Below are 24,624 nucleotides of genomic sequence, written 5' to 3'. Positions count from 1 at the left end.
TGCCTTATGAATGCCCGTCAACATCTTTATCTCGACTGTTTTATTCAGTTTGTTTTACTCCTCTATTTTGCCTTTTTAATCGGAAAGACCGAAAACTTTTTCGAGCTCTTAACGGTCATTCCCTTTATCTTTTTGGCTTGGCAACTGCCCAATGGCCTCATCTATGATCGCTTTTTTGAGCAGCACAGCCGACGAACTTTTTTGAAGTATAGTTTTTATTCTATTATACTCATTGCCGTTTTTTGGGGCAGTATCTGGATGGCCTTACATATTCCTGGAGTAGGGGCCTTTTTGCTCCCACTCATTAGCAGCGCCATCCCGATTACGGTAGCCATTTTGCCATTTTTGGCGGGCATTATTGCCCTTGGCTATTTGGGCCTCTGTTTCCGAGACCTCTATTTTGCGGTCTACAAAACGATCTAGTTTATGCTTCGCATTACCAAATATCGCCTACTACTCGATTTCTCGATCCAATTGATTCTCTTTATCCTTTGGGCGGTACAGGCTGCCCTCCATTTTAACTATTTTGGGCTGCTGTATTATAGCAGCATTTTTGTCCTTTTACTCACGGCCTGGCAGCTGTTGCACGCCTTTTATGTGGTCCGAAAACACCAAGATTGGCACCGCAAACAATATTTGCAAAATATGCGGCAATTGCTGGCCTATAGCCTCATTACAATTGGTATTGGCCTGTTTATGATGCTGGCTAGCTTTGGCTTTTTGGCCCCTTTCTTTATCTTCAGTTTGCATGTTTTGCATTGGGTGATTTGCTTGGTGGCCCTCTATTTTGCTGGCCGCTATTTCTGGACCAGCATCCGCCAACTTCAAGATTATATCAATCGCCCAAAATCTTTTTGGGACCTTTAATTTTTTTTGGGGGCCCGCGGCCAGCAAAGCTGGCCGCCGCTATGCTGCGGGGCTCACAGGTCTGTTCGGCCCTGCAGCCGCCTTCGGCGGCTTTGGTCTGGCCCTTCGGGCCACCCCTCCGCAGCGCTGGGCCAATTGGGCGCGCCCCTCTCTAGAGAGCAAAAGATGGACTTTGCTCTCTTTTTTTATTCTAACAGCAGACAAAATCAACTCAAAACTTGCGTTTATTTTATTGTAGGCTTATTTTTGAAGCATAGCAAGTTGGTCCAAATACGCTTAGCAGGCGGCAAAGCCGCCGCAAAGGAGCGAAGCGACTGGCCACAACAAGGCTGAAAGCCGCAGTTCGACGACCAAAGGGAGTAACCGATGTGTAAGGGGGGCCGAAGGCCAGACCGAGTTTTTGAGCGTAGCGAAAAAACGAAGGGCCGAGCAGACCTGCGAGCCACGAAAGGGAGCGCCGCAAGGCGAAGCCGCAGCGACAACAAGGCTGCAAGCCGCAGTTCGACGACTGAAAGGAGTAACGCCCCAAAAAAAATCATAAAATCAGCGCTTTATGTTAGAGAAATCTATAGAATACGTCAAGGGAGTTGGGCCACAAAAGGCCGATTTACTCAAAAAGGAGCTGGGAATTTTTACCCTAGAACAACTGCTGATGAACTACCCTTTTCGCTATATTGACCGTAGCGTTTTTCATAAAATTGGGGAGCTAGAGGCCAATGAAACCCCAGTGCAAATTCGAGGAATTTTGCGCCGAATTGATAGCCATGGCGAGGGCGCAAAAAAGCGGATGGTCGGCATTTTTAGAGATGATACGGGCCAAATTGAGCTGGTTTGGTTTAGGGGCCTCAATTGGGTCAAACAACTGCAAACGGGCATTGAATACGTGATTTATGGCAAGGTGCAGCAGTTTGGCCGCAATCTGAGCATTACTCACCCAGAACTGGAGCCGCTAACGGCCAAAAATAGTAGCCTAGAGCCCCGGATGGATGCCGTTTATCGGGTAACGGAAAAAATGGCCAGCAAGCGGATTAAGTCTAAGGACCTGCATAAAATTATCCGCAATGCCCTGATTCCAATTTATAAAGAGCCCGAGCATTTGCCCGAAACCCTGCCCCAATATTTGCTCGATAGCATGAAGCTGCCCAGCCGTTTGGAGGCCCTAATTGGCATTCATTTTCCCAAAACCTTGGCCCAAAAAGACCAAGCCCGCCGACGCTTTATTTTTGAGGAGCTCTTTTTTTTGCAATTGCGCATTTTGCAGCGCAAAAGCCTTAAGCAACTAGAAACCAAAGGGCATTTGTTTCCGCATATTGGCGGCTTTTTCAATGGCTTTTACCAAAACAACCTCAAATTTGAGCTAACGGGCGCCCAAAAGCGAGTCCTTCGAGAAATCCGCAAGGACCTTGGTTCGGGCCAGCAGATGAACCGCCTTTTGCAGGGCGATGTGGGGAGTGGGAAAACGGTGGTCGGCTTTATGTCTATGCTCATGGCCCTAGACAACGACTTTCAGGCGGCATTAATGGCGCCTACCGAAATTTTGGCCCAGCAGCATTTTGAGTCCCTGCTCAAAATGGCCGAGGGACTGGATATTCGGATTGAGCTACTCACGGGTTCTATCAAGGGCGTTCAGCGTAGAGAATTGCTAGAAGATTTGGCCGAGGGGCGTATCCATATTCTCATTGGCACCCACGCATTAATTGAGGATGCGGTAGTATTTAAGAACTTGGGCCTTGTCATTATTGATGAGCAACATCGTTTTGGGGTGATGCAAAGGGCCAAAATGTGGAAAAAAAATGCGGCTGGCCCGCCCCATGTTTTGGTCATGACCGCCACGCCCATTCCCCGCACCTTGGCCATGACCGTTTATGGCGATTTGGAGGTTTCGGCCATTGATGAAATGCCTCCGGGCCGTTTGCCTATTCAGACCTCCCACAAATTTGAGAGTAGTCGACTTTGGGTGTTTGGGCAAATAAAAGAGCAGATAGCCAAGGGGCATCAGGTCTATATTGTCTATCCATTAATTGAAGAATCGGAATCAGAAGCCTTGGCCGAAATCAAAAACCTGATGGAAGGCTATGAAAGCATTTTAAGAGAATTTCCACAGCCCCAATATCAAATTAGTGTGGTGCATGGCCGCCAAAAGGCGGAAGACAAAGATTATGAGATGCAGCGTTTTGCCAATGGAGAAACCCAAATCCTCATGGCCACTACGGTCATTGAGGTAGGCGTAAATGTGCCCAATGCCACCCTCATGGTCATTGAAAATGCCGAGCGTTTTGGTTTGGCCCAGCTGCATCAGCTTCGGGGAAGAGTGGGCCGAGGCGGTGGAGAGGCCTATTGTATTTTGATGACGGGCTATAAATTGTCTAAAGAAGGCCGTTTTCGGATGAAAACCATGTGCAAAACGACAGATGGTTTTGAAATTGCGGAAGCAGACCTTAAATTGAGAGGACCAGGAAGTATCGATGGCACTCAGCAGTCGGGTATCTTGAGTTTGCGCCTAGCCGATTTGGCCAAAGATGGCCGAATTTTGCAAACGGCCAGAAACTTAGCCAAAGAAATTGTGGCCCAAGACCCCCTCTTTGAAAAGCCCGAAAACCTGCCGCTCAAACGCGAGCTTTTGCACGCCCAAAAGCAAAGAACCTTTAGTAAAATCTCTTAATCCCCTTTCTTATATGGAACCCTTTACGGATGCCTTAGCCATCTTTATGGTCTTTTCAATTCCCCTTTTGGCCATTTTTCTGACCTACAAAGGAAAAATGAAAAAGATGGAATTACAACATTCCAATAAAAACCAAGAGGAAGTCAATGAGCTCAAGCGGCAAATTGGCCACCTTTTTCAGCAGCAAGAATTGTTAGAAGAGCGCATTGCAGAGCTAGAAAATACTGGAGAAAAAGAAAAAATCTCGCTTTCAGTAGAAGAGCTAGATATTTTGCGAAAAGCCGATAAAAAGTAATCTTATGCCTACTATTCTACTCCTAGCCTTTGTGGTGGCGGTCGTTATTTTTGTCTTCACCATTATTGTGGTTCCAGCTTCTAAAAGAGAAAAAAAACAGGAAGAACGTGAAGAACAAGCAGACCTACTTGCTCGCCTAGAAGAAAAGCTCGAACAGCTAGAAAAAACCCAAAACGAGCAGGAAAAACGCCTGGCCAATTTGGAGCATATTGTCATGGACGAGCGCTTTAGTGAGCAGGATTGGGCGCCTAAACAACCCATTGCCCTCAAGCAGGAGATTGACCAATTGCGCATTATAATAGATGAGCTTAAAAAGAGGTAGATGCAAAAACACTTAACTACTTTGGCCCTTTTTGGGGCGCTATTAGGCCTAGGGGGATTTGCCCTTTTGGCCTATTTATTTTGGGGGCTAGACTATGAGTCCTTTGCTCAATTGCTTTTGGCTTGGGCTGGCAAAAGTGATTGGTTAGACCGCTTTGAGCAAGATTACTTCCCCAAAAGCCGCTGGTTGTTTTTAGGCTATAGTTTACCCTTTTTTGCCCTTGGCTATCTGGCTTTTTTGGCTTATGCCTATAAAAAACGAGCCCTTTGGCTATCGGCTGCGGCAGAGCAGTTGCGGCTTTGGGTCCAACTTATTGGCCAAGAGTTTAGGCAAACGAAGCCCATAGAATGGGCCTTTTTATTGCCTGTTTTATGCTTTTGGTCCATTAGTACGCTCTACCAAATTCAGCAACTGCCCATAGAATACGATGAAGCCTGGAGCTTTTTGCATTTTAGTAGCCGCTCGCCGCTCTTTAGCCTAATTAGCCCACACAATAACCACATTCTCTATACTTTTTGTAGTAGCCTCTTGCATCAGTTGGGTGTAGCTGGTCCCTGGGACCTTCGGCTGCCTTCTTTTTTGGCTATTTTTGGGCTGATGTTCTTTAGTTATTGGTATTATCGACGCTTGTTGGGCTGGCGCTGGGGGCTGGCCATTTTAGCCCTTTTGGCCCTAGCGCCTCCAATTTATATTTATGGCATTTTGGGCCGTGGTTACGGCATTTTACTCTTTTTTCTGGGGGCTTATCTTTGGGCCGATAGCCAAGAGAACAGACAACTTTGGCCGCTTTTGCTCCTTTTGGCTTGGGGCGGTATTTATAGCAATCCCATTTTTGTTTTGCCTTATTTGGGCCTGGCCCTTTCTCGCTTTGGGCAAGCCAATTACTGGCGGCAACAGCTCCTCTTTGCCCTGGGCAGCCTCCTTTTATACAGTCCTTTTATCTTGACCAATGGTGCTCAGATTTTGGCGGGGGCCGCGGCGGATTCTGGCCAAAGTTTGGGGAATACCTACTTCTATCTTTACCGCCTCATTGATTGGCAGTTTTTAGGGCGGCGCCTGCCCCTTTTCTGGCCCTATTTACTGCTTGTTTTGGGCATTTTGCCCTTGGTAAACAAAAGAGGCTATTGGCTAGCTTTTTCTCTACTTTGGCCCATTTTGCTGCCTTTTTTGGACCAACAATGGCCCTACCGCATTTTTTGCTATCTCTATTTGTTCTTTTTGCCCTATTTGGGCTTGGCCTTGGCCAAAATACCCTTTAAAAAAGCATTTATTCTCCCCCTTGGCTTAGTTCTAGGGCTACAATTTTGGGCCAGTCGGGGACATTATTTTTTGCATTGGAGCCGCCCCCTAGATGCCGAGGCCCAAAAGATTGCCCAGCTCCTTTTAGCCGACCCTCAAGCCGATCTTTGCTATAGTTTTGCCCGCTACGACAAGCCTCTTTTGCAATACTATTTTTTGCGGGCCAAACGCAAATTGGCCTGCCCCATGCCCTTTGCTGGCAGTCAGGAGCAGGCCAATTTTGGTCCTCATTTTCCCTATGTTTTGCTCGATACGGAAGACTATAAGGCCCCTCCCTCCATTGCCGATAGCCTAAATAGGCACTATCAAGTTATTTATCGCAATGAACGGCTGATTCTCTACAAATTGAACTAGTGTTTTTTGGGGCTGCCCCGCCCTGCGGGCGGGTCGGGCCATTGCGCAGCTCGCAGGTCTGCTCGGCCCTGCAGCGGCAAAGCCGCTTTGGTCTGCCGCCTTCGGCGGCCCTGCTACAGCCCCTCAGCCGATGCTGCGGGAAAGCCCGCAGCAAGGACCTTTCGCTTAGTAAAACAGCAACTAGTGAACCTGCAAAATTTGACTATAGGCTCCTTTGGCCGTTTGCAGAACAAGCAAATACTGACCTGCCGCCAAGCCTAAGATATCTAGTTCTTGGCTGTTTTTGCTCCAAGAGCGAATGAGCTGCCCCTGCAAACTATATAAACGGGGCTCAAAATCGAGCTGCTCGACCTCCTTGAGCCAGATTCTGTCTTGGGCCGGTCGTGGGTAAAAGGAAAATGTGTTTTCTACAAAAGAGCGAATGCTACTAGCCTGAGACAACCGAATATCATCAATATAGCAGCTTGCATAGCCTTCATAGCCCAAGCCTGTTTGGAACGTTTTTGCAATAAACTCTAGACGAAAACTATCCATAGTTTGCGGAGGAATATTGATATAGCGTCTGGACCAATTCGTTTGTAAGCGATTAAACTGAACGGTATCTGCATAAACAAGCTGCCCTTGCTGATAAGCCTGTATATTCAGCTCAATATATGCCCCATCTCGGAGGCTGTCTACTTGCAAATCAAAAGATAAGCCTTGCAGGGCTTGGTTTAGGCTAAAGCTAGTATATAAATGCCCTGGCGCTCGCCCTTCTGGGGGAAAAGCATTTGAGGAAAGATGAACGCTATACTGTCCCTCGCTAGCTAGACTACTTTTATTGACTGAAATTAAGGGAACATATAGATTATTGGTCTGCCAGCCTAGCGGTTGCTCTATACCTTGGCTATCTATGGCCCAATCCTCAAAGCTGAGATTTTGCTGGGCGGATAAGAGTAGGCTACTCCATAGAAAGAGTAGACTAAGTAAAATACGTACTGTCATTATTTATGATATTAGTGAACCTGCAAAATTTGACTATAGGCTCCTTTGGCCGTTTGCAGTACAAGCAAATACTGACCTGTCGCCAAACCTGAGAGATCTAGTTCTTGGCTGTTTTTGCTCCAAGAGCGAATGAGCTGCCCCTGCAAACTATATAAACGGGGCTCAAAATCGAGCTGCTCGACCTCCTTGAGCCAAATTCTGTCTTGGGCGGGTTGTGGATAAACAGAAAAGCTATTTTCCTCTAAAGAACGAATGCTACTAGCCTGAGACAAACGAATATCATCAATATAGCAGCTTGCATAGCCTTCATAGCCAAAGCCTGTCATATAAGAGCTAGCCACAAAACTGAGCTTAAGGCTATCAAAATTATTTTGGGGAATAGCGATATAGCGTCTGGACCAATTCGTTTGTAAGCGATTAAACTGAACGGTATCTGCATAAACGAGCTGCCCTTGCTGATAAGCCTGCATATTCAGCTCAATATAGGCCCCATCTCGGAGGCTGTCTACTTGCAAATCAAAAGATAAGCCCTGAATAGGCTGGCTAGGGTAAAAAGTAGTAGATAATTCCCCTGGTGCTCGGCCCTCAAAGGAAAAGCCATTGGTCCTTAAGCGAGCGGCATATTGGCCGCTGCTGGCCAGCACTGACTTTGTTACCGAATGAAAGTTTGTATATACATTATTGGTCTGCCAGCCCAGCGGTTGTTCTATACCTTGGCTATCTATGGCCCAATCCTCAAAGCTGAGGTTTTGCTGGGCGGAGAGTCCAAGAGACAAGAACAAAGAGCAGAAAAGTAGTAAAAAATAGTCCTTCATATCATATTTTGTTTCTAGATTCAAAATACAATATAGTTTTTTTTTACAATCAGGACATAAAAAAAAGGGAATTTCCAAACTTTTTCTGGAAATCCCCTTAGACCTAACTTAACTAACTTATCAGAACTTTTACTGCTTGTTTATGGCCGTTTCTCTGATTTTGTTACCCTGCAAAAGCAGTTTTTTTTAAAAAAAATTTCTGTTTGCCCTGACTTTTCTCCTAAAAGGCTGTTAAAACTGCGGATTTGAGGCCGCTGTTTTTGGTCCAAAAAGGCTGCAGCTCAACGACCGAAGGGAGTAACTGATGGGCGGTAATGGCCTAGCGATGCGGAGCGGGTGGCCGTTAGGCCAGACCGAGCAAAATGAGCGTAGCGAAATTTTGCGAAGGGCCGAGCAGACCTGCGAGCCCCGCAGCGTAGCGCCGCAAGGCGAAGCCGCAGCGGAGGCCCCAAATCCTTCAGAAAAAACACTAACAACTATTCTATGTATATTCGTTATCCAAAAATTATCATTAGCAGCTTTTTGGTCCTTTCGCTTTTGGGGGCATGGGCGGCTAGCAGTCGTTTGGGCTTTAGCTTCAACTTTGAGGATTTTTTTCCGAAGGGTGACCCCGACCTTGAGTTTTACAATGAATTTAAGCAGCGTTTTGAGCCAGACGACAACTTTTTACTGGTGGCTTTGCATCGGCCAGAGGGGGTATTTGAGCAAGAATTTTTGACCAAAGTTCGGGAGTTTTCGCTGGCGGCCAGAGATACAGAATTTGAGCTCTCCAAAATTGGTTTGAGTCGCTGGGAGGAGGGCAAAACCCTATTCAAGCAAGAAGACGGCAGCTATAAAGTGCGGCCCATTGTGGAGAGCAGCTCGCTTTTGCAGGTAGAATTTCCCTTAAAAACGCCATTTTCTTTTAGTAGTATTCCCGCCGTTCATTTGGAGGATACGGCTCGTTATGCGGGGGATAAAAAGAAGGTTTTGGCCGATCCTCGTTTGGTCAATAACTTCATTTCGGCAGATGCCAAAACCTTGGTGGTGGTCCTAAAAACGGTAGATAATATTCAGCAGCCGCCAGCCGAAAAATTGATGGCTGCTTTGCGAGCCAAGCTAGATGAAATGGGCTTTTTGGACTATCATTTTTTGGGTCGGGCCAATTTTCAGACCGAGTTGGTCCAAATGCAAATTAAGGAATTTATTCTCTCTACGGTGGTTTCCTTTTTCTTGGTGCTGATTATCATGTGGCTCATTTTCCGCCGATTTTGGGGCGTAGTCATTTCTCTTTCTTCTATTGCCTTGGGGCTATTGCTCTTTGTGGGCGTTTTAGGATTTTTGGGCCGAGAGCTAGACACCATGGCCCTACTCTACCCCATTATTATGATCATTGTTGGGACCTCCGACGTCATTCACGTCATGTCCAAATATGTCGATGAATTATCGGCGGGTAGGGGCAAGATGGAAGCCATACAAACCACCATTAAAGAGATTGGGATGTCTGTTTTTCTGACCTCTTTTACCACCTCTGTGGGCTTTTTGTCCTTGCTCAGTTCTCGCTTAGAGCCCATTCAGAACTTTGGGGTCAATGCGGCCATTGGGGTGATGTTGGCCTATGGGACCGTCATGCTCTTTAGCTATACCCTTTTGGTCCTTTTCGATAAGGATCAGATCATCAAATTGCGGCCAGCGGGACAGAGCAACAAGCAGTGGCACGGCCTTTTTGATTGGGTGCATACCTTTAGCAAAAACTACCCTTGGCGAGTGGTAGCGGGCATTGCGGCCATAGCCATTGTGGCTGGAATTGGGGTGGCGCAGGTCAATACCAACACCCAGATTAAGCAGATTTTGCCCAAGGGGGCGCAGGTGACCCAAGACTTTTACTTTTTTGAGCAAAACTTTAGTGGGTTTCGGCCTTTTGAGCTGGCCGTAATGGCCCAGGGCGATCATAGTCTGCAAGATTTTGAGGTCATTCAGGCCATGGACAAGGTGGAGCAGCGCCTGATGGAATCTCCCGCCATTCGCTCTACTTCTTCCATTAGTTGGTTGTATAAGAGCCTGCATCAGGCCTTTCATTCGGGCCGCTCGGCTTATTTTAAGCTGCCTGAAAAAGAGAAAGACTTTCTCAAATACCAGCAGTTGGCGGCCAAACTGGGCAGCAACAACAACTTGGGCATGTTGGTCAGTGAGGACCAAAAATACGGTCGGATTTCGGCTCGCTTACTTGATGTGGGCGCTGATAGCATTCGGGCCTTTATGGCCGAGATGCAAGACTTTATGGAGACAGAAATTGATACGAATGTAGTTAAGTTTCGGCAAACGGGAACGGGCGTTATTGTAGACAAAAACTCGGTTTATGTGCGCGATTCGCTCCTCAAGGGCTTGGGCTTTGCTATTTTGGTCATTAGTTTATTGATGGCTTTATTGTATCGCAACCTCAAGATGATTGTGGTGGCCTTGGTCCCCAACATTTTGCCTTTATTGATTGCTGGGGCTATTTTGGGCTATTTGCAAATCCCTTTAGAGGCGGGCGTGGCCATTGTTTTTGCCATTATTTTCGGCATTGCGGTCGATGACACCATTCATATTTTGGGCCGTTATCAGCTAATGAAAAGGAGGGGTTTAAGTACTGATGAAGCCTTAAAACTGACCTTAAGAGAGACGGGAAAAGCGGTCACCTTAACCTCGGTCATATTATTTTTTGGCTTTTTGATTCTGCTCTTTTCTTCCAATCCGCCGGCGGTCACTATTGGTCTACTCATTAGCTCGACCCTCTTTTCGGCCCTCATTTGCGACGTCTTTATCATTCCTGTGATGTTGCGAGCCATTCATAAGGATTAGGGGCCTCCGCCTCGCTGCGCTCGTCGGCGCTACGTTTCACAGCTCGCTGTTCGCTCGGCCCTTCGCCGCTTTCAGCGGCTCGGTCTGGCCCTGCGGGCCACTGCTGCACATCGCTAGGCCTGCGGCGGCTTCGCCGCCTGTAGGACTCCATAAGGAAAGGCTCAAAACTTAGGTTTTGGGCCTTTTTCTGTTGTGGGGGGTACTTTTAGCCATCAAGAGGGGTACAGCTACCCATCGGGAGGGCTAGCCTTAGCCCTCCATAGGGGTTTTGTATATTATCTTGAGGGCTATATCTAATCCTCCAGAGCAGTCCTCCTAGTCATCAGGACCATTCTTCTACCTAAAGAGGAAGACTTGGGCTAGTCATCGGCAGGACTTGAACTACTCCAAAGGAGGACCTATAGAGGTCCTAAAGAGGAACTAGGCCTATAGTGTAGCGGACTTAAGTAAGTCCAAAAGAGGATGTACAGATGCCCTCTAAAGGAGATCCCCTAGCCCAAGCGAGGACTTAGCCAAATCCTCTTGATAACCTATACAACCCCAAGCGAGGAGCTCACTAAGTCCTGCCGAGGGGTGCAGTACTCCTCTTCCTTATTTTGGTCCTTTTTTGGAAGATTTGGCACAAAAAAGGAGCTGGGCAAACAAGAGGCGCCAGAAATAGAATTCGGCTCCCACCTCCCTCCTAAAATTTATAAGCTAGATGATGAGAACTTTGTCCTTTTACAGAAAGGAAAACTAGGGAAATACGGTGAGGGGGATAAAATTCCTAAAGCGGACTATGAAAAGCTGATTAGGGAGTATAAACGAGAGCAGTTAGCGGCTAAAAAGCTAACTAGAAATGCAAAACTGCCCACCACCGTAGAAGAGCTGATTGCAGCTTCAAAAATAGGTCAAAAGACTAGTGGAAAAAGTAAACAATACGAAAGAGTAGGAGATTTTGAAACAGCGAACAAAGAGTTTGATGCCCTAAATCCAGATAATATTAGACCTTTACCGAACGAAAAGAATGAAGGACGAATAGGCACATTAAAAGATGGCAGAACGATCATTGTTCGAAAAAAAGGAAAAGCTGATGGCAATGCCCACTTAGAGATTCAAAAAGGCAAACGCAAATTAAAATTTAGATATTTAGACAAAATTTAATTTTATGAAAAACGAAATCAAAGTAGAAGCTTGGGAGCCACTACCTAATCTTCCAGAGGAGCTTTATGTGCAAAGGGTTATAGACAATTCTAGTGATTTAGAGATTATTTTGACGACAGGAGATGATAAGAAGGGAGAGCCTTTTTTAAGGGTTAAATTTGATTTCTTTTTGGGTTATCGCTCCTTCAATGAGTCTTATCGAATAGGATCATTTCCTGCTTTAACTACCAGTTTTTCATTGATTACAATTAGTGGCTCTGATTTTGTTGACTGGATAATGGAAGAATCTTTGGGTGTTTACTTCAAAAAGGAAGAGGTTGTTCATTATATGATGGGCCTAGAAGATATGTTTGAGGTGCTGGCTACTGAGCCCCCAGAAGTAGAGTGGGTTACTGACCGTGAGTGGAGATAGTGATTTACATATAATTTTATAGTACGCTAAGCGGCAGTTGATTTAGTCAACTGCCGCTTTTTTCGGTTTTGCAGGGCCGAAGGCCCGCAGGCTGAGGGATGGACAGCAGTGGCGCGAAGCGCCAGACCCAGCGGGCGCAGCCCGCGCAGGGCCGAGCGAACAGCGAGCTGCGACACAGCCCGACCTGAGCGAAGCGAGTGGGCAGCCCCAAAAAAAACAAAAGGGAAACACCTATAGGGGCAAAAAAATAGCATTATCCGCCCCTTTTGTAAACGGATAATGCCAAGCAAAATTACACTACACCCTAATCGTCATAGCAAAAGCTAATTGGATTATTGTCAAGCACAAGAACGGCCCTTTTCGCAGCTTTTCAAAAAAAAGGGGGTGGACAAGAAGTGGACAACGATAACTATATGTTTTTCAGAAACTTATCTAAGCTATCATTCGTCTCTAAATCTAATTTTTTTCGGATTCTGTAGCGGCTTTTCTTCACGCCATGCAAACTAATATTGAGTAATTGAGCGATACTTTTGCTATCGAGGTCGGCCCGAATCAGGACCGCCAGGCGGAGTTCTGCGGGAGAGATATCGGGGGCGATTTGCATCAATTTTTGTTGATAATCGGGTTCCATTTGTTGGAACTGTTGGAGGAAGGGCAGCCAATAATCTTCGGCCTCAATGAGTTGGTTAATTTCTCGGAGGAGGCGTTGGCGTTGGATGCTAGTGTCCTCGATTTTAGCTTTGAGTTCGAGCAATAATTCATTTTTGTGCGCGAGGACCAGCAGCGACTGTTGCAAATCTTTTTGGAGCTGTTTGAGTTGTAGGGCTTTAACTTCGGCCTCGGCGGCCTTCATTTGTTGCTGCCATTCTTTTTGTTTGAGGATCGACTTAATTCGGGCCAATAACTCGATGGGGGGAGCGGGTTTTCGGAGAAAATCAATGGCCCCATACTCTAGGGCCTTAGCGAGATGGAGGCTATCGGTCATGGCGCCGGTATAGACCACAATTGGAATATTTTTATAGGGCAGATATTGTTCTTTTTGGAGTTCTTGCAGCAAGTCGAGGCCATTCATTCGGGGCATATCCCAATCCAGTAAAATGAGGTCTACGGATCTTTGGGCCATAATATCGAGGCATTGTTGGCCATCTAGAGCCATCAGGATTTGGGTCGTTGGCGACCAATTGGCAAAGAGTTGAATAATTGCACGTCGATTTCGGGGGTCATCTTCGGCAATCAGAATAGTTTTTCCAGCTAAGATCTGGTGATTGTTAGTGGGCATGATTGATAATTTCGTAAAGTTCTTCTAGTTTTTGGCGATCGCCTTCATAGACGGCATCTTCTAGGAGTTGAAACAGCCGCTGATCTGCGGGGCTACAGTTTTCTTTTGCAATCTCCTTCAAGGCGACATAAAGCGGTTGGGCCTCGTAGATTTCGAATTGCAAGAGGTTTTGCTGCTGCAAAGTACTTAAAAATCCTGGAGAGTAGGTTTCCTTAGGGTCTTCAAGTTGATGCGCTTGGCGGGCAGCCTCTTCTAATTTGATGGGGGTACCTGGGGGCCAAAGGAGGCTAGCCGCCACATAGCCCGTTTCGCCTTGGCCAATTTCAAAGCTCAGTCCTAATTGCTGGCTCAGCTGCTTAATGATTCTCAGGCCAAGGCCTTGGCCCTTAAATACGCGGTCGAGCTGCTCTTCTTGATCTAGGTTCTCTACTGCTTGGCTAGGCATGATGCCAGGGTTTTGGATAGAGACCAAAAGTTGGTTATTCTCTACGGTTGCCTTGAGGCGAATTTGCTCATGGGCTTGGCTATGCTTAGCGGCATTCATCAGCATATTTCGGAAAATAATTTTGAGCAGATTGGCATCTGTTTCTAGATAAATCGCTTTGGGCAGCTCTACATTTATATGGAGGACCGACTGCTGCAGCAGATCCTCTTCTTGCGCCAAGACTTCATGCAGCAACTGGCTGAGATTTTCTTTTTGGTAATTGGCGCTGAGGTCTCGGTCTTCTAAGCGGACCCATTGGAGCAGCTCCTCCATCATCAGGTAAATTTGCTTGCTGCTTTGCTCCAGCTGTTGTAGGTCGGCATAAGTAACAAGACCATCCTCATGCTGAAAGCGCTCGAGCAGGATATGGCTTTGGTGGAGCAAATAATTGAAGGGGTTGCGCAGGTCGTGCCCAATAACCGACAACAAGGTTTTTTTGTTCTCATTAGAGCGGCTAATAATTTGGGCGTAATTGCTCAGTATTTTGTTTTTGGCCTTGATTTTCCATAAAAAAAGGCTAGTAGAGAGAAGCGCCAACAAACTAATGATAACAATAAGGAACAAATAATAGCCCTGCTTTTCTGCACTTCTTAGGCTTTGCTTTTGCAGCTGGATCATATGGTCTTTTTCCTGCTGCAACAGCAGCTCGCTTAGCGAAAGCGAGCGGCTATCTTGTTTTCTTATTTCTTTTATTTGCTCAAAGTTATTTTGCCATTTTTTGGCAGCCAACTTATCCTCGCCAGAAAGATTATAGTATTTGGCCCAGGCTTGGTCCAGACTCAGGCGCAAATGGTTATTTTTTTGGCCCAATAAAAGCGTTTCCACCTTTTGCAAACTGCTTGCTGCTTGCTCCATATTGCCCAATTCCATTTGAGTAGATGCAATAGATAAATAAAAGTCAACATTATCTATGCTCAATATTTTCTGCTCTACCTCAGGCAGTAATTCCTCTAAAATATATTTGGCCTTTTTTGTTTCTCCTTTTTTCTCATGGACCTCAATAAGGTAGGCATAGGCGCTTAAATGATAGCCCTTAAACTGTTGATATTCACTAATGCTTTGATGTTCCTCAAAGGTTTTAATCGCCTTATTTAGGACTTCTTCAGCTTTATCATATTCCCCATTGCGCTCATACATTTTGCCCAAAATAGTATAGGCATGAGCTAGCTGCATCGGAATCGTATCGGCCTGCAACTGATAGTGAATCGCTTGCTGGGTATAGCCAATAGCCGCCTGCAAACTATCTTGCCGCTGAGCCAATAAGCCATAGTTGCCATAAACGGTAGATAAGCCCTTTAGATGCTTTTCTTTTCTAAATATTTGCTCGGCCCTTTGGTAGAGTTTTCTGGCCAAAGGATTCAAATTGAAGCTGTAGTAAATATTGCCCACATCTATAAGGAAATAGCCCCCACCCCAGCCACTAATCTCAGCCGAATCAATATAGCTTCTGTAGTATTTCAAGGCCTGCACCTTTTGGCCCAAAGCCGCATAATAACTCCCCCGAATTCGATAATTGACATCTATGCACTGCTGATAACTCCCATACTTGCACTGTATATAGGCCAAACTATCAATTTGCCGAAGCGCCAAATCAGGGTTTCTATAGGTTTCCTGAGTAATAATATCAGCCAGTATCTGCGTCTTGATAGCCCGGTCCTCCTCAAAAGATAAGCTGTAATAGGCCCGATACAAACTGTCTAATCCATTCTGAGCCAATAAACTAGACCCAAAACAACAAAGACAAACAACTAATAGGGGGAGATGAGGTAATTTCATTTTACAGTTGCTGTTAATATATAATCTGTAGACGCTTGTAATTATACGCATTTTTTGGGGCTGCCCCGCCCTGCGGGCGGGTCGGGCTGTGTCGCAGCTCGCTATTCGCTCGGCCCTTCGCAAAAAAGCTGCGCTTTTTTGCTCGGTCTGGCCCTGCGGGCCACTGCTTTCCATCCCTCAGCCAGTCGCTTCGCTCCTCTAAATCCTGATAGAATTGTTAAGAGTTACTAGTATTTATAATGCATAAAAAAGCTTAACTGAATAGGTCAAAATTAGCTTTTTCTTAAAAAGGGTTACACAGCCTTTCTTAAGGCTATAATTAGAGCGCTTGATCCTAAGCATCATTTTTATCTGATCAAGAAATTGCTTGCTCTGCAAGCAACAGCCTCAAGCTACGAACTAAAGGATAATTTATAACATAGTTTTTTTGCTAAAAAATAGCTTGTCTACCTTTTGTCACATCCTTTTTTTAGGAAACACAAACTTCCCACAGCTATATTTGAGCAAAGTTTAACTAGATAAATCACTATATACCAGCATTCTATGAGAACAAAAAAATTACTCCTATCCCTGCTGCTCCCCGCTGGCCTCTGCTGGGGGACCCTCAAGGCCCAAGTTAAAATTGGTGACAACCCCAATAGCATTCAACAGAGCTCTCTGCTCGAGCTAGAAAGCCAACAAAAGGGTATCCTCATCCCTCGGATGAACTCCACCCAACGAGATGATATTAGCAATGCAGCGGGCTTTGACCCCCAAAATGCGAACTCGCTCCTCATCTTTAACTCCGACCTCGACCAGTTCCAATACTGGAATACTGTAGCCAATAGCTGGTTAACTATTGAAGATGCCCAAACGCTAACGCTTAACAATGGTGTGCTCTCTATCTCAGGCGGAAATGCGATTACGCTGCCCGCAGGTAGCGATAACCAAAACCTTAACCTGGCTGGAAATACACTCTCTATCCAAAATGCCAACTCAGTTGACCTTAGTCCTTATCTAGACAATACCGATGCCCAAACTATTACCCTGAGCGGGAATACCCTAACGGTTTCTAATGGCGGTAGCATTGACCTTACGCCTTATTTGGACAATACCGATAACCAAACGCTTTCTGTTTCTGGGGCCGACCTCACTATTGCAGGCGGTAACACCGTCACTCTTCCTCAAGGGACCGATAACCAAACTATCGCTCTTTCTGGAAATACCCTCTCTATCCAAAATGCCAACTCGGTAGACCTTACTCCCTATCTAGATAATACCGATAACCAAACGGTGACGCTTACAGGAAACACCCTCGCTATTTCTAATGGAAACAGCATCGACCTTAGTCCTTATCTAGACAATACCGATGCCCAAACTATTACCCTGAGCGGGAATACCCTAACGGTTTCTAATGGCGGTAGCATTGACCTTACGCCTTACCTAGATAATACCGATAACCAAACGCTAGCATTATCTGGCTCTAGCTTGAGCATTGCTGGAGGGAACTCGGTAAACATTGCAGGTGTCAATACCGACAACCAAACGCTTTCTTTGTCTGGAAGCAATTTGTCTATTACTGGCGGTAACTCGGTCACTTTGCCTACTGCTTGGGGCCTAAATGGTAATACAGGAACTAATGCCTCCAATTATCTGGGCACAGCAGATAACAGAAGCTTTCAGATTGGGACAAACGCAACCCCAAGAATTTATGTGGCTCCCAACTCTTACTTTACAGCAATTGGTCCTAACCGTACAGAAACCTGGTCTACCGTAGAAGTTAGTAGCAATACTGCTAATGGCTTTGCCGGTATTGTTGTTAATGCAAATGGTGGCGGAAGCTCTCAGGCGGGCTATAGTTTCTATACCAACACAGCCGCCCAAGATGCCTCTATCTTTCTAGATGAAGGAGACCAAAATAAACTCAAATTTGCCTTAGGAACAGGCATACATACGGCATCGGGCCGTAGTGCCACTACCCGCATGGTCCTCACTCAAACAGGAGACCTAGGGCTTGGCACCAGCACTCCCACAGCCCGCCTAGATGTTAATGGCCAAATCCGTATGCGTACAGGGGCCGCCGCTGGTCGTGTCCTCACTTCTGATGCAACAGGTCTAGCAAGCTGGCAAACGCCCACAGACAATGACAACCAAACCCTTTCGTTGTCTGGTGATGTCTTGACTATTGCTGGAGGAAACTCTATTAACATTAGTGGCGCAGACAACCAGACCCTTTCTGTTTCTGGCTCTACCTTGAGCATTGCTGGCGGGAACTCGGTGACCCTACCTACTGCTACTTCTGTTTGGACCACTGTATCTACAAATACGCACTACGAAATTTCTGCCTTTGCTAAAGATGCAGAAATTAAGTATGGCACAGGAGACCTAAATAACAGCAGCTTTTCTGGTGCGAATGGCGTATTCTGGGGAACCGACCCAGGAGAAGATACCGGTATGTTTACCGATGGCGATAGGCTGGTCTTAATGTCTCCTGGTGATAGCCGCCTCATTCAGTTCTGGGAAGAAGATGGACATGTTCAGGTAGCTTACATTGAACAAAACGGCCAGTACTTCCAAACCTCTGACCGCAACCTCAAGCACAACATCCAAACCCTAGCCGGTACGGGTCTACAGGCGCTTAGCAAACTAAACGGATACCGCTATACCTACAAACAGTGTGAAGAGGATATCAAAAAAGGAACTCCTGCAAACACGACTTTGGGTATTATGGCCCAAGAGCTTAAGGAAGTAGCTCCTGAGTTGGTACAGCAAAGCGACCAAGGCCACTATTTGGTGAACTATGACGGTATCATTCCCATCTTGATTGAAGTAAACAAAGAACAACAACTCATTATTGATGAGCAAGCAGCTACTATTGAGGCCCAAAGCAAAAAGCTTTCTGATTTGGAAGCTCGTATGCAGCGCCTAGAGCAATTGCTCAACGACAAAAAGTAGTGGTCCAGCTAGCGGGGGCTTGCCCCCGCTAGGGCCCAAAGGGCCCACGGCCTAGCGATGTGAAAGGGTGGCCGAAGGCCAGACCGAGCTTTTTGAGCAAAGCGAAAAAAGCGAAGGGCCGAGCGAACAGCGAGCCCTGTAACGTAGCGCCGCAAGGCGAAGCCGCAGCGGAGGCCCCAAAACAGCAGCGAGCTGCTACAACAAGGACTTTAGTCCACAGTTCGACGACCAACGGGAGTAAACGTAGCGCCTGCCGAAGGCGGACAACAAGGCTGCAAGCCGTCTTCGACGACTGTAAGGAGTAACGCCCCAAAACTTTAATGAGATTATTCTTTCTAAGACCTAAGGGGGCTGAGTATAGATTCATCCCCCTTTTTAAGATAAAATGATATGCGATTACGATCTTATCTTTTTTCGGCCTTATTGAGCCTGCCGGCTGCAATTTGGGCACAAGAAGCCATTTATGTGGCCGATAATGCCCAGATGAGTATTGGTTCGGCAGATAAAATGGCCGTTTTTGGCAATATGCAACTAGATGGGCAATTGCATTCTGCGGCTCAGGGAGAGCTGCAGTTTTATGGCCAAAACTGGCAGCAGGGAGCTGCTGCTCAGCTGCCTGGAGAAGGCGAAATACAGTTTATTCAGCCCAATACACTTTATAACCAACAGCAGAGCCAACAATTGGCTGCGGCCTCGGCCTCTTTGCCCAAATTAATGCTCAATAATAGTGATGGCCTCTATTTGTTGGGAGAAGATGCCCATGTGCGCCAGCAACTGGACCTTCAGGCGGGCCTGCTCTTTTTGGATGGACAAAACCTGCGTTTGGGCGATAATGGCCAAGCTCCTACGCTACTGAGCTATGGCGATAACAGCTTTGTGGTGAGCCAAGGTATTGCGGGCTCTGCCGATGGCGATTTCCTCATTATTGAGGGCCTAGGCAATGGCGAAAGCAAAGATTTTCCCTTGGGCCTAGCCGCTGGCGAATATAGCCCTGCGCAAATTAGCAACCAAGGAGATGTAGACGCCTATTGGGTCCGCCTCTTTGCCAATGTCTATGAAAATGGCGAAATGGGGGCCCTGCGCAATGATGCCTCTGTTGGCCGAACTTGGGAAATCCGAGAAGAGCAAATGGGCGGCAGCGACCTTAGTCTGCAACTGCAATCAAATAGCAATATGCTAGGGCCCGACTTTAATGCCAACGAACAGCAAATTGTTCGCTATATCGGAACCTGGCCCAACGATTTGGGCGGGGCCCCCTCTATGGAGGAAATTGGCGCCTGGGATAATACCGGCAACTGCCAGCCCTTTATTAGTGGCGGTTTGGGCAACTCTAACGGCCAATTGAGCCTGCGCGAGGGACTAGACAATTTTACCGATTATACCTTTTATACAGTCTATAATTGTAAGGCCGACTTTGAGTTTGTGGTCCCTTCTGCTTTTAGCCCAAATGATGATGGCATTAATGACCTTTGGGTCATTGATTTGATTAGCCTACAAGAAAAACGACAGGTCCAAATCTTTAACCGCTGGGGCGATATCGTTTTTGAATCAGACGATTACCAAAATAACTGGAACGGGAAATTTGGCGGACAAACCCTGCCCGATGGCACCTATTATTATGTGATTAATCTGGGAGGCAGCCTTGGCCGCCTGACAGGCCCTGTCACGATTGTTCGTAACTAAAATCTACTCCTATGAAGTTTCTTTATTTTTTCTTGGGAGTGGCCTTCTTGACCAACTCCCTACAGGCCCAACAGCTGCCTCTTTTTAATGAGTATAGCGAAAACTCTTTTGTGATCAACCCCGCTATGGCGGGCTGGGATGGACAGCAAATTCTAAGCGCTAGCTATCGCCATCAATGGACACAAATTGAGGAGGCCCCTCGTACCTTTGCCCTAGGCTACCGACAATTTTTGGACAAAAAAAATATGGGCCTAGCCGGCCATATTCTCCGCGACCAAACTGGACCTAGTGCCTATACCGCTATTTCGGCCAGCTATGCCTACCAAATCCAAATTGGCGATGAGGATGAACGCGCCAAGTTTAGCCGAAACCGCATTGCCCTAGGCCTCTCTCTTTCGGCCCAACAATATGAGCTGGATGGCGCTAAACTAAGCTTTAATGATGCTGGCGACCCCGTCGATTTGGGCCAAAAGGACCAAGTTATCCTGCCCGACGCTAGCGCTGGCCTACTCTACATTGGCGATAATGTCTATTTTGGCGTCTCGGCCAACCAATTGCTACAACTGCAAAGCAAGTTTGAAACCGCCAACCAAAATCAGTATTCCGTTATCCAAAGAGCATCGCATGTGCAACTGCAAATGGGCGGAAGAATCCCTTTGCATAAGGAAAAACAAACCCCTTCGGTCCTCTTTCCTTCTGTTTGGGTAAAATATGCCGCCAACGCCCCTATGCAGGTCAATTTAGGCCTGCGCTATATCTGGAACAATATGCTGGGCGTTTCGGCCAATTATGTAAGTAATGGCAGCTTCCTCACCCACTTTAGCTTCCGATACAACCGCCAGGTCCAAATCGGCTATACCTTTACGCAGCCCTTTGGCCAATATAGCTACCAACTCGGCCAAAGCCATGAGCTAGGCCTCTCCTTTACCTTTAATAAAAATAAGGATAGCTGGCACTACCGACACTAATTAGCGCCTTGGAAAGACGCAGACTATAAGTTCACTCCCCAACTAAAAGGTTGGCTACTTGGGTAGCCGGCCTTTTTTTATGCAATTCTTCTTATCTTTGCCCCCTATTTAGCAGACTACCCACTATTATGGCTATACAAACTGTTTCTTCTCGCTGGACCTTCCTGTCCAAAATTATTCTCCCCTTTCTCTGGACGATCCTCTTCGGGGGCTTTACCCTAGTGGTCTGGCTCTCGCCACTCCAAGATATTCAAGAACCCCTCTCCCCCCTAAGCGCAAAACTTATCCTCAGCTCTTTTTTTATCTCTATGCTGGGGCTGTTTTACCTCTTTTTTATGCGCAACCTCTGGGTGGGCCTAGATGATGAACATATCTATGTTTCCAATTATTTCAAATCGGTCAAGTATAGCTACGGCAGTCTCGAACATTTCGAGGAAAGCAACCTCTTCCTCTTTAGCCGAGTTACGCTGCATTTTAAAGAAAAGGGCCAGTTCGGCAAATCGGTCTCTTTTATCCGTAGCCATTACTGGAAGTATTACCTAGAAAAACATCCCGACCTCCTGCAGTTTTTACTCCAACTCAATGAGGCGAAGACCAAAAAATAATCCCTATCCGCCAGTCTGCTTTATGCTTGACTGGCTTTTTTTATGCCTTTTTGGGGCCTGCCGCCTTCGGCGGCCGGGCCCTTGCAGGGCTCGCAGGGCTGCTCGGCCCTTCGCCGCTTTCAGCGGCTCGGTCTGGCCTGCGGCCACCCTTTCAGGCCCCTAGGCCGCGGGCCTTCGGCCCTTTGCAGGCGGCTTCGCCGCCTGCCCTACATCCAAAACTAACTGCTCAATAAGATAAAAAGGAGGAAAAACGCTTAAAAATATTTGCGTTTATTATTTAGTTTACTATCTTTATAATACACAACAAAATAGAAGCAACTTTTTAAGCAAAACTGCGGCTTAATCCCTACCTTATTATAAATTATTTCCTTGGTCTTTTTTCCTTTAGTGGCAGGACCAATTCATTCATCAACCCATATTTTATGCTCAAGCGTATTTTTTTCATGGCCCTTTTGCTGGCCCTATCGTTCACGGCTACACAGGCCCAATCTGTCTACTACAAAGGCTCCAAAATTGGTGTTATTGAGTCAGATGGAGATGTCTACTACAAAGGTTCTAAAATTGCTGAATTTGAGTCGGATGGAGACGTCTATTATAAGGGCTCTAAAATTGGCGAAGTGGAATCAGACGGAGATGTTTATTATAAAGGCTCCAAAATCGGAGAAATTGAGTCAGATGGAGATGTCTATTACAAGGGCTCTAAAATTGGCGAAGTAGAATCAGACGGAGATGTTTATTATAGAGGTTCTAAGGTGGGCAATGCTCGAGGAGCAGCCAGATGGCGAATTGCGGCCTTTTATTTCTTCTATATTCTTGATTTGCACTAAGCAATAAAAAAATTGGAGCCCTATCGCTTAGCTTTATTCGCTGTAGTAATTGGGAGTAGTCCCCTCTTATCGCCCCTAAAGGACGCTAGGCGCTACGGGCTCCATCATTAATGAAAAATGAATTTTAGGCATTTTTAATTGTGGTAATAGAAAATCATTTCTAGAGAAATTAAGCAAGGCTAGTTTAGCCTTTGTTTAATGTTTATTTGATGTTCGTTATGGACAGCAACCGCCCTAGGGCGGTTGTTGTTGTTTTGGCCCTCTCCAATCCCCAAAACCGCCCGATTAAACAACAACCGCACTTTTCTGAAGCGCCCAAAATGCCCCCAGGCCCTAGCCGCTTCTTGGCCCAGCGCTGCGCAGCCGTGGCCGCAGGCCAGACCAAACAAAACGAGCGTTAGCGAAGTTTTGTGAAGGGCCGAGCAGACCTGCGAGCGGCGCAGCATAGCGGCGGCCGACCTAGGCCAAAGGCCTAGCCGGCCGCGGGCCCCAAATCCAAAAAAAAAGAAAAGCTCCCTGATTTTCAGCCCACAAAAGCAGGCAAAAACTAGATTTAGCCCCAAGGCCCTCAAGTTTTAACACAAGTTCATTATCTTCGCAAGAAGTAACCAAATACCAGAAAAAATGCAAATCGAGGCTTTTGAGAAGGCCAATCTGCTGGCCCAAGAAGTGGCCGCAGCAGCGCCTCAAAATAAAGAAGAACTAGAGCAGTTTCGTTTAAAATTTTTAGGGACCAAAAACCAACTCAAGCCCCTTTTTGGCGAGATGCGAAATGTCCCCAACGAACGCAAAAAAGAATATGGCCAACTGCTCAATGAAATCAAGCAGGCGGCAGAAGCTAAGTTTTATGCTAAAAAAGAAGCGCTAGAACGAGCCGAATTGAAAAACTATGAGCGCATTGACCTGACCGCTCCCGCCCAGCCAGAAAACTGGGGTAGCCGCCATCCTGTGGCCTTGGTCATGGAGGAAATGTTGCAAATTTTTGAGCGCATTGGCTTTTCGGTAGCCGAAGAACGTGAAATTGAGGACGATTGGACCAACTTTACGGCTTTGGGCACCCCCGAGGACCATCCCGCTCGCGATATGCAGGATACTTTTTATGTCAAAGATCCTGAAAAAATGGTTTTGCGCACGCATACTTCTCCCGTACAGATCCGAAGCATGCTCAAGCAAAAGCCCCCTTTGCGCATTGTGGCCCCCGGCCGAGTGTACCGCAACGAAACCGTTTCGGCTCGCTCACACTGCCAATTCCACCAAATTGAGGGCCTTTATGTGGCCAAGGATGTCAGCTTTGCCGACCTTCGGCAGACGCTTTACTATTTTGCCAAAGAAATGTTTGGCGCCACCAATATCCGCCTGCGCCCCTCTTATTTTCCATTTACAGAGCCTAGTGCCGAAATGGACGTTTATTTGGGCCTAGAAACTGAGCGGGACCGCCGCCTGACTAAGGGCACGGGCTGGCTAGAAGTATTGGGTTGTGGTATGGTAGACCCCAAAGTGCTGGAAAACTGTGGCATTGACCCCGAAGAATATACTGGTTTTGCCTTTGGTATTGGAATTGAGCGCATTGCCCTTTTCAAATATGAGGTAGACGATATCCGCCTATTTTTTGAAAACGACCAGCGTTTTCTCAAGCAATTTAATCCTGTGCTCAATGCCTAATTGGACGCCTATTTTGCTATTTATTTTGGGCCTTTCTCTCTTGACCGCTTGTCAGGGGGAAGGCCCAGATTATAGCCAAGAACAACAAACTCCTCAAGCGGCAATCAAAGCCTTTTATACGGCTGTAGCCGCCGAAGACTTTGCCAAAGCTGAGGCCTTTTGCGAGCCCTCTAGCCAAGAACAATTGCGCTACTTTGCCACCGAGCTACAGTTTAAGTCGGCCAAGCCCACACAAAAAGAGGCCCTACTCGATAAGGTCCGTTTTGATTTTAGCCAACTGGACTGCCAAGAAAAAGACGGCAGCACCAGCTGCCAACTCTGCTGTAATGCCAATCAGGAGGCCGTAGATATTGAAATGGTCCAAAGAGAAGGCAAATGGCTAGTGGTCGCCAACTTAGACAATTACTAAACAGCTTTCCTCAATCCAATC

21 protein-coding genes are annotated in these 24,624 nt (G+C 46.6%); 17 read left to right on the top strand and 4 right to left on the bottom strand.

Annotation, left to right across the window (positions count from 1 at the left end; all coding sequences use genetic code 11):
• The first annotated feature begins 6 nt into the window (after window positions 1-6).
• From OP864_RS08305 to OP864_RS08280, 6 genes are all read left to right on the top strand, one after another.
• Window positions 7-423 carry a hypothetical protein gene (locus tag OP864_RS08305; RefSeq protein WP_270100738.1) on the top strand — a complete coding sequence of 139 codons (417 nt, stop codon included), beginning with the start codon at window positions 7-9 and terminating at the stop codon, window positions 421-423.
• A gap of 3 nt (window positions 424-426) precedes the next feature.
• Entirely contained in the window at window positions 427-867 is a 441-nt protein-coding gene (locus tag OP864_RS08300; RefSeq protein ID WP_270100737.1) for a hypothetical protein, read from the top strand.
• Window positions 868-1,420: 553 nt separating this feature from the next.
• Entirely contained in the window at window positions 1,421-3,529 is a 2,109-nt protein-coding gene (gene recG, locus OP864_RS08295) for an ATP-dependent DNA helicase RecG (RefSeq protein WP_270100736.1), read from the top strand.
• Between the two features lie 13 nt (window positions 3,530-3,542).
• Window positions 3,543-3,824: a hypothetical protein gene (locus tag OP864_RS08290; protein WP_270100735.1), complete on the top strand. Its 282-nt coding sequence runs from the start codon at window positions 3,543-3,545 to the stop codon at window positions 3,822-3,824.
• A gap of 4 nt (window positions 3,825-3,828) precedes the next feature.
• A complete protein-coding gene (locus OP864_RS08285) occupies window positions 3,829-4,146 on the top strand; it encodes a hypothetical protein (protein WP_270100734.1) in 318 nt (105 codons plus the stop codon).
• Window positions 4,147-5,799: a hypothetical protein gene (locus OP864_RS08280; protein WP_270100733.1), complete on the top strand. Its 1,653-nt coding sequence runs from the start codon at window positions 4,147-4,149 to the stop codon at window positions 5,797-5,799. It abuts the gene before it with no gap.
• A 180-nt stretch (window positions 5,800-5,979) separates the two neighbouring features.
• On the opposite strand, the gene OP864_RS08275 is transcribed toward OP864_RS08280, so the two are convergent.
• Both OP864_RS08275 and OP864_RS08270 read right to left on the bottom strand, forming a co-directional pair.
• Window positions 5,980-6,783 carry a T9SS type A sorting domain-containing protein gene (locus OP864_RS08275; RefSeq protein ID WP_270100732.1) on the bottom strand — a complete coding sequence of 268 codons (804 nt, stop codon included), beginning with the start codon at window positions 6,781-6,783 and terminating at the stop codon, window positions 5,980-5,982.
• A gap of 11 nt (window positions 6,784-6,794) precedes the next feature.
• Complete coding sequence (locus OP864_RS08270) at window positions 6,795-7,622, bottom strand: T9SS type A sorting domain-containing protein (RefSeq protein WP_270100731.1); 828 nt, start codon at window positions 7,620-7,622, stop codon at window positions 6,795-6,797.
• Window positions 7,623-8,081: 459 nt separating this feature from the next.
• Between OP864_RS08270 and OP864_RS08265 the strand changes: the two genes are divergently transcribed.
• The 3 genes from OP864_RS08265 to OP864_RS08255 all read left to right on the top strand — a co-directional run bounded on the left by OP864_RS08265 (window position 8,082) and on the right by OP864_RS08255 (window position 11,976).
• A complete protein-coding gene (locus OP864_RS08265) occupies window positions 8,082-10,421 on the top strand; it encodes an efflux RND transporter permease subunit (RefSeq protein ID WP_270100730.1) in 2,340 nt (779 codons plus the stop codon).
• Between the two features lie 573 nt (window positions 10,422-10,994).
• On the top strand, window positions 10,995-11,564 hold the full coding sequence (locus tag OP864_RS08260; protein WP_270100729.1) for a hypothetical protein: 570 nt from the start codon (window positions 10,995-10,997) through the stop codon (window positions 11,562-11,564).
• A 4-nt stretch (window positions 11,565-11,568) separates the two neighbouring features.
• Complete coding sequence (locus OP864_RS08255) at window positions 11,569-11,976, top strand: hypothetical protein (protein WP_270100728.1); 408 nt, start codon at window positions 11,569-11,571, stop codon at window positions 11,974-11,976.
• Between the two features lie 409 nt (window positions 11,977-12,385).
• Here OP864_RS08255 and OP864_RS08250 read toward each other — a convergent pair whose 3' ends face one another.
• Entirely contained in the window at window positions 12,386-13,255 is an 870-nt protein-coding gene (locus tag OP864_RS08250) for a response regulator (RefSeq protein ID WP_270100727.1), read from the bottom strand.
• Complete coding sequence (locus tag OP864_RS08245; protein WP_270100726.1) at window positions 13,245-15,566, bottom strand: tetratricopeptide repeat-containing sensor histidine kinase; 2,322 nt, start codon at window positions 15,564-15,566, stop codon at window positions 13,245-13,247. The genes OP864_RS08250 and OP864_RS08245 overlap by 11 nt, the downstream gene beginning before the upstream one ends.
• Window positions 15,567-16,058: 492 nt before the next feature.
• Here OP864_RS08245 and OP864_RS08240 point away from each other — a divergent pair, with 492 nt between their 5' ends.
• The 8 genes from OP864_RS08240 (at window position 16,059) to OP864_RS08205 (ending at window position 24,603) form a co-directional block, all read left to right on the top strand.
• Window positions 16,059-18,449: a phage tail-like protein gene (locus OP864_RS08240; protein WP_270100725.1), complete on the top strand. Its 2,391-nt coding sequence runs from the start codon at window positions 16,059-16,061 to the stop codon at window positions 18,447-18,449.
• 390 nt (window positions 18,450-18,839) lie between these two features.
• Window positions 18,840-20,132 carry a T9SS type B sorting domain-containing protein gene (locus tag OP864_RS08235; RefSeq protein ID WP_270100724.1) on the top strand — a complete coding sequence of 431 codons (1,293 nt, stop codon included), beginning with the start codon at window positions 18,840-18,842 and terminating at the stop codon, window positions 20,130-20,132.
• Window positions 20,133-20,143: 11 nt separating this feature from the next.
• Window positions 20,144-21,100 carry a PorP/SprF family type IX secretion system membrane protein gene (locus OP864_RS08230; protein WP_270100723.1) on the top strand — a complete coding sequence of 319 codons (957 nt, stop codon included), beginning with the start codon at window positions 20,144-20,146 and terminating at the stop codon, window positions 21,098-21,100.
• 128 nt (window positions 21,101-21,228) lie between these two features.
• Window positions 21,229-21,705: a hypothetical protein gene (locus tag OP864_RS08225; RefSeq protein ID WP_270100722.1), complete on the top strand. Its 477-nt coding sequence runs from the start codon at window positions 21,229-21,231 to the stop codon at window positions 21,703-21,705.
• Window positions 21,706-22,127: 422 nt separating this feature from the next.
• Window positions 22,128-22,532, top strand: coding sequence for a hypothetical protein (locus OP864_RS08220; protein ID WP_015692438.1), 405 nt, complete (start codon window positions 22,128-22,130; stop codon window positions 22,530-22,532).
• Between the two features lie 191 nt (window positions 22,533-22,723).
• Window positions 22,724-22,933 (top strand): hypothetical protein, encoded by a 210-nt coding sequence (locus OP864_RS08215; protein ID WP_270100721.1) that lies wholly within the window; start codon window positions 22,724-22,726, stop codon window positions 22,931-22,933.
• A gap of 223 nt (window positions 22,934-23,156) precedes the next feature.
• Window positions 23,157-24,194: a phenylalanine--tRNA ligase subunit alpha gene (pheS, locus tag OP864_RS08210; protein WP_015692435.1), complete on the top strand. Its 1,038-nt coding sequence runs from the start codon at window positions 23,157-23,159 to the stop codon at window positions 24,192-24,194.
• A complete protein-coding gene (locus OP864_RS08205) occupies window positions 24,187-24,603 on the top strand; it encodes a hypothetical protein (protein ID WP_270100720.1) in 417 nt (138 codons plus the stop codon). The genes pheS and OP864_RS08205 overlap by 8 nt, the downstream gene beginning before the upstream one ends.
• Window positions 24,604-24,624: the final 21 nt, after the last annotated feature.

Origin of the sequence: Saprospira grandis (genome assembly GCF_027594745.1) — a bacterium.
Taxonomy (GTDB): Bacteria; Bacteroidota; Bacteroidia; order Chitinophagales; family Saprospiraceae; genus Saprospira; species Saprospira grandis.
This window is presented reverse-complemented; position numbering and strand designations above follow the sequence as displayed.

Excerpts from the sequence above, each read along its gene's own strand:
- OP864_RS08225 (WP_270100722.1), top strand. The coding sequence starts at position 21,229 with ATGGCTATACAAACTGTTTCTTCTCGCTGGACCTTCCTGTCCAAAATT.
- OP864_RS08230 (WP_270100723.1), top strand. The coding sequence starts at position 20,144 with ATGAAGTTTCTTTATTTTTTCTTGGGAGTGGCCTTCTTGACCAACTCC.
- OP864_RS08220 (WP_015692438.1), top strand. The coding sequence starts at position 22,128 with ATGCTCAAGCGTATTTTTTTCATGGCCCTTTTGCTGGCCCTATCGTTC.
- OP864_RS08300 (WP_270100737.1), top strand. The coding sequence starts at position 427 with ATGCTTCGCATTACCAAATATCGCCTACTACTCGATTTCTCGATCCAA.
- OP864_RS08250 (WP_270100727.1), bottom strand. The coding sequence starts at position 13,255 with ATGCCCACTAACAATCACCAGATCTTAGCTGGAAAAACTATTCTGATT.
- recG (WP_270100736.1), top strand. The coding sequence starts at position 1,421 with ATGTTAGAGAAATCTATAGAATACGTCAAGGGAGTTGGGCCACAAAAG.
- OP864_RS08245 (WP_270100726.1), bottom strand. The coding sequence starts at position 15,566 with ATGCGTATAATTACAAGCGTCTACAGATTATATATTAACAGCAACTGT.
- OP864_RS08240 (WP_270100725.1), top strand. The coding sequence starts at position 16,059 with ATGAGAACAAAAAAATTACTCCTATCCCTGCTGCTCCCCGCTGGCCTC.
- OP864_RS08205 (WP_270100720.1), top strand. The coding sequence starts at position 24,187 with ATGCCTAATTGGACGCCTATTTTGCTATTTATTTTGGGCCTTTCTCTC.
- pheS (WP_015692435.1), top strand. The coding sequence starts at position 23,157 with ATGCAAATCGAGGCTTTTGAGAAGGCCAATCTGCTGGCCCAAGAAGTG.
- OP864_RS08305 (WP_270100738.1), top strand. The coding sequence starts at position 7 with ATGAATGCCCGTCAACATCTTTATCTCGACTGTTTTATTCAGTTTGTT.
- OP864_RS08255 (WP_270100728.1), top strand. The coding sequence starts at position 11,569 with ATGAAAAACGAAATCAAAGTAGAAGCTTGGGAGCCACTACCTAATCTT.
- OP864_RS08285 (WP_270100734.1), top strand. The coding sequence starts at position 3,829 with ATGCCTACTATTCTACTCCTAGCCTTTGTGGTGGCGGTCGTTATTTTT.
- OP864_RS08235 (WP_270100724.1), top strand. The coding sequence starts at position 18,840 with ATGCGATTACGATCTTATCTTTTTTCGGCCTTATTGAGCCTGCCGGCT.
- OP864_RS08275 (WP_270100732.1), bottom strand. The coding sequence starts at position 6,783 with ATGACAGTACGTATTTTACTTAGTCTACTCTTTCTATGGAGTAGCCTA.
- OP864_RS08290 (WP_270100735.1), top strand. The coding sequence starts at position 3,543 with ATGGAACCCTTTACGGATGCCTTAGCCATCTTTATGGTCTTTTCAATT.
- OP864_RS08265 (WP_270100730.1), top strand. The coding sequence starts at position 8,082 with ATGTATATTCGTTATCCAAAAATTATCATTAGCAGCTTTTTGGTCCTT.
- OP864_RS08280 (WP_270100733.1), top strand. The coding sequence starts at position 4,147 with ATGCAAAAACACTTAACTACTTTGGCCCTTTTTGGGGCGCTATTAGGC.